Annotated in this window: 4 protein-coding genes; 2 read left to right on the top strand and 2 right to left on the bottom strand. The window is 53.4% G+C overall.

Translation table 11 applies throughout. The features are described from left to right. Positions 1–320, top strand: a 320-nt coding sequence (locus ACIQ2L_RS13565) for a hypothetical protein (protein WP_396159723.1), incomplete at its 5' end; no start/stop codon positions are given. Here the strand turns inward: ACIQ2L_RS13565 and ACIQ2L_RS13560 are convergent. Further along, complete coding sequence (locus tag ACIQ2L_RS13560; RefSeq protein ID WP_396159725.1) at positions 297–938, bottom strand: universal stress protein; 642 nt, start codon at positions 936–938, stop codon at positions 297–299. The two genes, ACIQ2L_RS13565 and ACIQ2L_RS13560, sit on opposite strands and share 24 nt — an antisense overlap. Positions 939–1,327: 389 nt before the next feature. Here ACIQ2L_RS13560 and ACIQ2L_RS13555 point away from each other — a divergent pair, with 389 nt between their 5' ends. Then, a complete protein-coding gene (locus ACIQ2L_RS13555) occupies positions 1,328–2,371 on the top strand; it encodes an esterase/lipase family protein (protein ID WP_396159720.1) in 1,044 nt (347 codons plus the stop codon). 115 nt (positions 2,372–2,486) lie between these two features. Here the strand turns inward: ACIQ2L_RS13555 and ACIQ2L_RS13550 are convergent. Next, positions 2,487–2,713, bottom strand: a 227-nt coding sequence (locus tag ACIQ2L_RS13550) for an SHOCT domain-containing protein (protein WP_396159717.1), incomplete at its 5' end; no start/stop codon positions are given.

Here is a 2,713-nt window from a genome sequence, read left to right as displayed (position 1 = left end):
CATTGGTCGACAAATCATCGGAGCAAATCTTGATCGCTGTGCTGGATCCCAACCGTGAGGTCGACCCCAAGTATCACGTTGTCAATTTAGAAACGAACTCCGGACGCATTCTTGCTGGTATATTGGAAAGCGAAACCGAGCTTGAACTGAAGATCGTTGACGCCCAAGGGAATGCTCATTCCGTGATGCGAGAGGACCTCGAATCGCTACGTAAGCAAGCTCGATCTTTGATGCCCGAGGGCCTTCATGGCGAGATCACGAAAGAACAAATGCGGGATCTGATTGCCTTCTTGAAATCACAACCCAAGGTAAGTCCGTGACCTGACGGCACGGGCAATTGGAATCGCCCTGGTGAAGTCGGTGCACCGCCACCGACGATGAAAAATGTTGAGTACAACGTCGCTACCGCGCCGGGGCGGACGTTGAATCACGGTGATCAGATTGAGCACCGAGTCAGTGGGCCAAGCAACCGCCTTCAATTGATTCACCGCCTCGACCGCTGATGGTGAACCGTCGTGGGCGAGTGTCAGTCGCAATGCTTCTAAATCTTGGTTGATCGCGGTTTCAGGATGTCGTACAACCAACACGGAGCACGGGGCGTGAGTGGAAACAAAATCCGTGGTACTTCCCAGCAAGATCTTGGAGAGCATGCTGTGCCCTTTGGCACCGACCACAATGAGGTCCGCTTTGCACTGTTCGGCATATCGGACAATCTCGTCAGCGGCATGCCCGATCTGTGGTGCATGCGAGGCAACGCAGCCCGACTCAGCAATTATTGTGGATACTCGCTCATAATCCTCAAGTGCACTTGCTGTTTCCAGCTTGCAAATTTCCTCTGCTCGTCCGACGGAGTAGATGCTCGTGGCCGGATGCCCCGCGACGGTAACCACCGTCAGCTCACCGCTCCTGCAAATGGGCAGCCTAGAAAACCAGCGAATCGCATGTTCGGCCTATGTCGAACCGTCAGTAGTCAAGATAATTCACATGGTTCAGCTCTGATTTCGTTTGGCGAGAGAAATGCTTGCGACAGCAGTTTTTTAAGTGTACAACCGTGGTTACAGAGCAAACGATGTGCCGCTCGTTGGACATCCGAGTGTCGGGTTTTTTGGAGACTTTTTTGCCATCCGTCACGGGTGTACGTCTCGGATTTCTTTTTCAAGTTGGAAAGAATACAAGTGTGCATACAATGCTCGCGGCAAACCTCAACGTGCGCGATTAGGCACAAGATTGAAATGCGCGTGCGATTTCGCACGATTTTCGACTTGGTGTCGCTGCTCTAATCGGTGCTTCAAAATGGTTTGCGAAAGCGATGGGAAGGGACGAAAGAATGAAAAGACTTGCCTTGCAGTGCCAACAGAACCTTGGCGCGATTGCCTTGACGTCGATCGTCGGATTGCTGTCGATGATGGAATTGGCTCGGTCAACCGTCCACGCGCAAGACGGCTCGGGTTCCATTGAACCCTTGGTAGCGTCAGTCATCGACGCCGTCCGCGGAACGGTGGTTTCCGCCAAGCAAGGGCTGGTCTTCAACCAACCGGCATCCGGTGGCGGACGGAGCAAGCCATCGGTTGTACTCATTCCTGGGTTGCTCGCCTCACCAGGATCGATGGATGCCGTTGTATCTGAGATCGAGAAGCATGCATTTTCGACCGCTGTTTTTCATTATTCCAGCCATCAAGGAATCAAGTCTGCGGCGATTCAATTGGCCACCGAGTTGCGAAACCTGCGGGTAACTCAGCCCGATCGTCCCGTTGTGCTGTTGACTCATTCCATGGGTGGCCTTGTGGCGCGATGCTGCGTTGAAGACGCGGCTTTGAATCCTGGAAACGTAAAGCAGCTAATTTTGATTGCCCCACCCAACCATGGTTCGGCGGTTGCCAGGCTCTCTGCCACCGAGATATCGAAGAGGCTTGGATGGCGAAAACGGATCGGTCAATCCAGCCTGAAGTCAATTGATGATGTTGCGGGAAGTCTGTTTGGAGTTGCAAAGGACGACCTGCTGCCAGGATCAACGACGCTACTGGAATTGAATGCGCGTTTACGAGCCGAAGGGGTCCGCTACAGCGTGATCGCCGGTAGCGGTGGTCCCGTGCCTGGCGAATTGCTTCAGTTATCGTTGCTGTTCGGCAATCTTCTGTTGCCTGAAGATCCCGAGACACAAGCGGCACTGCAGTCGGCAAGCGATTTGGCCTGCTTGGACGAATGGACCGTAGGACGCGGTGATGGCGTGGTTTCGGTTTCATCCGCCAAGCTAAGTGGCGTTCAGGATTTCGTGACACTCCCGTTCTTACACAACGAATTCGGCGATAAGACCAGTAAGGCAAGCAACCAGGTGATCGCTGAAGTAATGAAGAGACTGGAAACTCATTAACGCCAGTCAGACTGTTTCCGGTCCCGCCTAGCATGGGTTTCCGTTCGGACTTGTCGAACAGGAGATGCAGCAATTCAGTCGCCTGAACGCCGGGTGACTTTGCGGATGGAAAAGACTAAAGGCTTCCACGTAATTCCGTTTTCTTGGACGTGAATTCATCGTCGTTGATGGCCCCAGCGTCCCTTAATTTTGCCAGGCGCTCGATCATCGCGAAGATATCGTCGCTTGATGACGGTAGGTGCCGAAGGGAAGCGTCACGATCAAGACCGGAACCAAGGGACGTCGCAAGCTTGTCATAATCGATGATGCGGTGTAAACCCGCCCGCGAAAGGGCCGGAATTG

The sequence above is a fragment of the Flavobacterium sp. genome (assembly GCF_044369455.1).
Lineage (GTDB): Bacteria > Bacteroidota > Bacteroidia > Flavobacteriales > Flavobacteriaceae > Flavobacterium.
This window is presented reverse-complemented; position numbering and strand designations above follow the sequence as displayed.

Bases quoted from the DNA above. Each gene is read 5' to 3' on its own strand.
- ACIQ2L_RS13555 (WP_396159720.1), top strand. From the start codon at position 1,328: ATGAAAAGACTTGCCTTGCAGTGCCAACAGAACCTTGGCGCGATTGCC.